Annotated in this window: 3 protein-coding genes; 1 reads left to right on the top strand and 2 read right to left on the bottom strand. The window is 74.7% G+C overall.

Annotated features, from left to right (window positions below; translation table 11 throughout):
- The first annotated feature begins 179 nt into the window (after positions 1-179).
- Entirely contained in the window at positions 180-986 is an 807-nt protein-coding gene (locus tag AC0CYZ_RS28420) for a hypothetical protein (RefSeq protein ID WP_472221466.1), read from the top strand.
- Between the two features lie 6 nt (positions 987-992).
- Here AC0CYZ_RS28420 and AC0CYZ_RS28415 read toward each other — a convergent pair whose 3' ends face one another.
- Positions 993-2,015: a Gfo/Idh/MocA family protein gene (locus AC0CYZ_RS28415; protein ID WP_472221465.1), complete on the bottom strand. Its 1,023-nt coding sequence runs from the start codon at positions 2,013-2,015 to the stop codon at positions 993-995.
- Between the two features lie 45 nt (positions 2,016-2,060).
- Positions 2,061-2,796, bottom strand: a 736-nt coding sequence (locus AC0CYZ_RS28410) for an LmeA family phospholipid-binding protein (protein WP_472221464.1), incomplete at its 5' end; no start/stop codon positions are given.

Below are 2,796 nucleotides of genomic sequence, written 5' to 3'. Positions count from 1 at the left end.
AGCCTGCGCTTCTCGTGACGGGTGGGGCTACTGGGACGATGGATCACGCCCGGAAGAGGTGGTCCGGCTCGCGGTCGGACGAGCGGTCCGGTACAAGGGTCGAACGGTCGATCAGCTGCGACGAACGGGCTATCGGGGCTCACGCCTCGGTGTCCCGCCGTGACGGCCAGGATGGGGCTGTGCGCCTGCTCGCCGTCGACTGGTCCGGGGACCTCCACGGCGCCCGACGCCGCATCCGGGTGGCCGAGGCACGTCCCGGCCGGCTGCTCGAGGTGCGCGGCGGACTCGACCGGGACGGCGTCGGGGAGCTGATGGCGGAGCTGCGCGACGGCCCGGAGTCCGCGGTCGTCGGGATGGACTTCTCGTTCGGTCTCCCCGGCTGGTTCGCCCGCGAGCACGGGTGCGCCACGCTGCCGCAGGTGTGGGCGCTGGCCGCCGCCGACGGCGAGCGCTGGCTGCGGGAGTGCCCGCCCCCGTTCTGGGGCCGGCCCGGCACCCGCAGGCCCGCCGACGACCCGGCCCGCCCGCTCTTCCGCCGCACCGAGCAGGACGCGCGCGACCGGGGCCTGCATCCGCTGTCGACGTTCCAGGTCGGCGGGGCGGGAGCGGTCGGCACCGGGTCGGTGCGCGGCATGGCGCTGCTTGGCGCGTGGCGGCGCGCGGGGATCGGGGTCTGGCCGCTCGACCCCGCACCCGGTCCGGCCGGGGTGCTGGTCGCCGAGATCTACCCGCGGGCGATGACGGGGCCGGTGGTGAAGTCGTCGTCGTCCGCGCGGGCGGCGTACGTCGCGGCGGACGCGCGGGTCCCACAGCAACTGCGCGCCGACGTCGTCGCCACCGAGGACGCCTTCGACGCGTCCCTCGCGGCGCTGGGGATGGCCGAGCACGCCGCGGAGCTGGGTTCGCTGCGCGTGCTCACCGATCCGACGGCGCTGTTGGAGGGCGCGATGTGGCTCCCGCCCCGTGAGCACTTTCCCGTGTCATAGGGCGGACTACTGCTCACGAGGGCGGAGCCCACCCACGGTCGCCTCGGCGAACGTGAGGCCCATCTGCTCGCCGGCCTCGGCGAGGACGCCCTGCACCGCCAGGGTGTCGTCGAGCGGCATGACCGTCGACTCGGTGCGCCCGGCCCGCAGGCAGGCGTTCACCTCGTCGATCTCGTGGGAGTACCCCACGCCGTGCGGGGGCAGCTCGGTCGTCTCGCCCGGGTCGTCGGCGGACCGGTGCACCACGATCGTCGTCGGGTGGTGGAAGCGGGGCAGCACGTCGATCCAGCCCGTCGTCCCGAAGATGCGCGCCTGCCCGGGCGAGGGGCTGTGGAACGAGGCCTGCGCGGTGGCGAAGCGCCCGTCGTCCCAGCCGAGGAGCAGGGCGGTCTCGGCGTCGACCCCCGTCGTCTCGCGGGAGGCCACGGCGTGGACCGCCGTGGGCGTGCCGCCCAGCACCATCTGCGCGAAGGACACCGGGTAGACCGAGAGGTCGAGCAGCACCCCGCCACCGAGCTCCGGGGCGAAGAGCCGGTCGGTGGGGTCGACGTCCCGGACGGTCCCGAGGTCGGCCTGCACGGAGCGCACGTCGCCGATCTCGCCGGCCTCGTAGACCTCGCGGGCCCGCACGATCGCGGGCTGGAACCGCGTCCACATCGCCTCCATGGCGAAGACGCCGTGGCGCCGGGCGGTGTCGACGACGCGCCAGGCCCCGGCCAGCGTCGCGGTGAAGGTCTTCTCGACGAGGACCGCCTTGCCCGCCTCGAGGGCGGCGACGGCGAGGTCGGCGTGCTGCGGGTGGGGTGTCGCGATGTAGACGACGTCGACACCGTCGTCGTCGAGCAGCTCGCGGTAGGAGCCGTGCGCGCGGGTCGCGTCGGTGCCGTGCGCGCGGGCGAACGACTCCGCCCGCTCCGCGGACCGGGAGCCGACGGCGGCCAGCTCGGTGCCCTCGACCAGGGCGAGGTCGCGGGCGACGTTCGCGGCGATGCGGCCCGGCCCGGCGATGCCCCAGCGGATGGTCTGCACGGCGCTCAGCCTGTCACGGGGCCTCTCGGCCCCGGAGGGCGCATCTCACAGCGAACCGCCGAGCAGGTCGACGTTCTTCGCGGTCCCCGAGACGACGAGCTTGCCGTCCTGGGCCCGCAGATCCGTGGCCGAGATCGAGAAGGGCAGCGACCCCGGGTCGACCCGCGCGGAGAACCCCGAGAGCCGCCCGCGCAGGGCGGTGGTGACCGCGCTCGGCACCGACGCCGAGTCGCCGGGGTCCACGGCGATGTCCCGCGCCGAGAGCACGATCTGGCCGCCGGAGAGCTTGAACGTCGCGATCACCGACGTGCGGACCTGCTGGCCGAGCACCGTCGTCGTCGACGTGAGAGCCACCGCCTGCGAGGGGTCCACCCCCGAGAGCGCCTTCTGTGCGGCCGACCCGGTCGCGCGCCGCTCGTCCAGCATCTGCTGGGTGACCGGCTCGACGGTGACGTCGGAGACCCGCAGCACCCGGGCGAGGTCGGCCGGATCGATCTGCGCGCTGGCGGTCACGGTGCGCGCCGGGATCGAGCGGACGGTGCCGTCGATCAACGACTGCGGCGGCAGGCTCACGTCCCCGAGGTCCGCGACGAGCGTGATGTCGCGCAGCTGGCGGTACGGGATGTGCTCGGCGGTCAGGGTCACCGCGCCGTAGTCGCCCGAGGCCGCCTGGGTCGCGAACGGGAACCCGTGGATGTCGACGTCGGGCTCGGTGGCCAGCTTGAGCTGCGACTGCAGCTGCGTGGCCACCCGGTCCTCGGCGATCCAGCGCGCCCCGAAA

The organism is Actinomycetospora sp., from assembly GCF_055612215.1.
The sequence above is the reverse complement of the archived record's forward strand: the minus strand, read 5'-3'. Positions and strand labels throughout refer to the sequence as shown.